General features: G+C 29.5%; 2 protein-coding genes. Both read right to left on the bottom strand.

All coding sequences use genetic code 11. From position 1 onward, the window contains the following. Positions 1 to 413: 413 nt before the first annotated feature. Entirely contained in the window at positions 414 to 2,378 is a 1,965-nt protein-coding gene (locus tag PF572_00475) for a DUF262 domain-containing protein (protein ID MDA3839539.1), read from the bottom strand. 161 nt (positions 2,379 to 2,539) lie between these two features. Then, positions 2,540 to 3,547: a HEPN domain-containing protein gene (locus PF572_00470; protein MDA3839538.1), complete on the bottom strand. Its 1,008-nt coding sequence runs from the start codon at positions 3,545 to 3,547 to the stop codon at positions 2,540 to 2,542. Positions 3,548 to 3,712: the final 165 nt, after the last annotated feature.

Raw genomic sequence — 3,712 nt, 5'->3', positions numbered from 1 at the left:
TAAAACGATGAACTAATGCATTTAGAGTGGGTTAACCCCGATTTAGAAGAACACCAAATGGGGTGTGCGCAGCAAGACCATTTGGTAGTGATTCTTAATCGTTTATGCAATTGATTTTTATCAATTGCATATTCTGGGTTTAAAGGTGTCGATGAATAATTGTTCAAGTAAGGAAGCAATGCAAGCAAAAACAGTTGAATTTTCTAAAAATGCAAGATCGGGCAACAACTATAACATCAAAAAACAGTTCGCCGAACCAATAAAAAAACCGATTGAAAACACTATAAGCAAACTGTTAGTTTTGTGAGTATTGGAGCATTGTTTAGTTTAATCCAGATGGCCATCGGGGCTTCAATGTAGAGCGTATGCAAGCAACGCTCAATTGAAAGCTAATTGTTACCCACTGGCATTTCTTAAATTCTGTTATTACCCCAAATATATTTAATCATTTTGAATAGTTCTTTTTGTCTTTCTTCGACAGCATTAAGTGGAAATAGTCCATTTTCATCTGGGTCTTGTTTATTCAAGATTATTCCATTTGGTAATCTTGAAATATCAAATTTATCAATGTGCCCAACTAAAAACTCATTCCAAATGAAATTGCTCTTTTTATATGCTTGAAATTTCTTTTTATAGATATCATTTCCACTACTTAGATTTTGTTTGTCTTTAAGCAAAACAAGAGCACCAAATTTATTTCTTACTTGATTAAAACCTATTTCATCAAAAACTCCGTCTTCATCTGTAAATAGGGCTTTGTTTTTGTCATTATTCGCAATAATATGTTCTAAATGTAAACCGTATCTTTTTCTATTGTATTGATTAAATCTATCTTCTAAAGATTTGAGATTATCAGAAACATAACTTGGTTTGTCAAGTTTTTTAGCAAGTTCTCTATCAACTCGCATAAGAATATATTTGCTGAAATTTAAAAGTCTATGTCTTATGTTTTGAAATAAACTATATTTATAAAGTTCTGAAATTGAATTGTATTTGTCTGTTTCTATTACTCCTTTTTGCTCTAAAAATTCTACACAGGTTTTATCAAATTCAATTTTTATAGTTTCAATAGGTTTACTTCTTAAGAGAGTATTTAAAGAATAAACGAATTGTTGAAATGAATTACTTTCATATTCATCCAGTAATCTTAAAGTAGTATGAAACTGGTCAAACTTCTTTGAAGTGGCATTAATTTTTTCATCTTCTTTATCATCATTCAACTCTATATTGGACATTATCAATAAATGCTGTTGAGTTTGGACAAGTAAATCGTTGTAAATGATAAATTCAAAATCATATGATGTTCTAATTTTTAAATATAATTCAGCAAAGTATTTGATATCCTCTACAACTCTTTTGTACAATAAATCTGGATTTTCGAAATTCCCAAAGAACTTTCTAATTTCCTTATTTCGGTAAACTTCGTAATGATAATTTTTCTCAAATTTTTCATATTCCCCCTCATTATTTGCAAACTTTGCCCTAAAATAAGTTTTGAAAAAATCATCCAAATCAATATCTATTACAGTATTATTGAAATATTTATCTTGTAATTCTGTCCAAACTTTATTTGCTTCTTCCTTTTGTGAATTTTCAAGATTTCCAATTAGTTTGCCTTTTAGTATTTCGTATGGTTTTAGTCCAAGTCCACGGTCATTAACAACTTCGAAAATCATTGCTACATTTTTGGGCTTTTCGATTTTTATTTCAACAATTGAAAGTTTGTCAAGGATATATGAGATGTAATAAGTTGTTTTTATTTCATCAAAATCTGTTTTTCCGTTTGTTGATTTTAAGAAATTATTAAAATACTTTTCAATGATTTTGTAATTGTCAATTATTTTCTTCTGTGTTTCATCTTCTATTGTGAGTTCTTCTCCATCCAATATTGATGTAAATGCTATTTCTCTATTTGGATTATAAATTTTAAATCTCTCATATCCACCAAAATCATCACTTTCAAAAATCAATTTCTTTAAACTTTCATTACTGTACGTTTTATTTTCATATTCTTCTTTTGAGTTTATTTCTTGAGCAATTTTGTTGAGTTTAATCAACATTAATAGGAATGTTGTTAATCGCTGTTGACCATCAACTATTGAAATGTTTTCAGTCGTTTGATTTGTTAAAAAAGTGTTTAGAAAGTATGGTTCAAAATTACTAAGTACATCCTTTTGAATTTCTTTTGGTTTCATTTTTGTTCTTTTTCCAAGTTCAAACCTTACTTCAATATCCTCTAATAATGTCCGAATATTATCACTTGACCACTTATATTCTCTTTGATAAATATCAATAAAATAGGATCTTGTATTTTCAAAAATACTCCTTAGATATTTTTCATTGGGGGTAATCACATTTTTAAGAATTTTTTCTTTCATAGTATTGCTCTTTTTTTCATGCTTGTGGGTAACGTTCCGCCTTTAGTTGCGGAATGCGTGGCACTTTCCTGTCGAAAAGCACCGAGGCCGAAGCGGCGCAGAAAACTTGATTATCCGCACCGAAACCGCAATTAATTATATTTTGCTGTTGTATGCCGTTTTCATTCTTTTTTTAGTAGCCAATGTATTGTCGCTATTTTACTTAATTGTAAAACCTCTAAGTGTGTTAGAGATTCTTTGTGTTTTTCTTCTTTGGGCAAATCGTTCCATAAATTTTCCGTTTCCATTATGCGACCTGCATGAATGATTTTAGATCTTAATTTGTAATACGCATTAAATTTCCTTTTATTCGAATCAGTCTTACCAATATATTTAAAGAGAAAGTCTCTATATTTTTGTGATACTTTGAATTGTAATTGGCCACAGCATTTGCATTTTTCTGCTTTAAAATCTTTGAATTCGTAATTAACCAATGTCTCAATTGAAGTAAATGATGAAATCAATGAAATAGTTACCTTGTTTTTTCTGTGATTCTCTATAGCAGACTCAATATGACTCAGTGAAACATCTATAACTTTTTTCTCTTCTGGACTTAAAACAAAGTATGTGTCAAGGCTTGCTTTTATTGAATTCGGGAAAAATATAGGCTCTTCTAGTCGGAAATCTAAGTTTGGATTATGCATAAAATAATCCCAATGTTCAAGAAAAGTAATCTCAGGACAATTTGGAGTTGCAAAAATTTCTCCTTTCAAATCATTTGATATCCCAGGATAATAGAATGTTTTCATATTCCATTTTGAAATTGAATTATTAAATTCTTCTCCAGGGTCGTCTTTAAGAATTGGAATGCCCCAACCACCTGTAAGACCTCTATAACGGAAAAAAAGATGGTTAGTTAATACTGTTAGAATACGCGCAAACTGTTCTTCTTTTATTATATGAGTTGGTGTATCAGGAGCTAATTTTTCAAAATCCTCAAATTCACTCTGATAGGAAATTCTATCTTCATCTGAATATGTAAATTCAAGTATTACCGGATAATGTCTTTGATACTTTGATTTGGGCATATTTTCAAAATCAGCTGGGTATATTTGAAAAATATCTTTATATCTAAAATACCCAGTCAAAGGAGTTAATGTCCAAATTATACTTCTATGAAATTTTGGCATATGGTGTAGGTTGTTTTAAATGGCATACAACTTGTATATATGCGTTATTTTGTCCACTTTTTTAATGTTATTATGATCATCAATTGTGAATATAAATTAAGCAAAAGCCAAGATAATCATATTTGTGTAGAATTAAGTATCGTCATTGTCGTTTCATAAAAGTTT

It is taken from the genome of Patescibacteria group bacterium (genome assembly GCA_027858235.1).
In the GTDB taxonomy this organism is placed as follows: Bacteria; Patescibacteriota; Patescibacteriia; order Patescibacteriales; family BM507; genus BM507.
This window is presented reverse-complemented; position numbering and strand designations above follow the sequence as displayed.

Bases quoted from the DNA above. Each gene is read 5' to 3' on its own strand.
- PF572_00470 (MDA3839538.1), bottom strand. From the start codon at position 3,547: ATGCCAAAATTTCATAGAAGTATAATTTGGACATTAACTCCTTTGACT.
- PF572_00475 (MDA3839539.1), bottom strand. From the start codon at position 2,378: ATGAAAGAAAAAATTCTTAAAAATGTGATTACCCCCAATGAAAAATAT.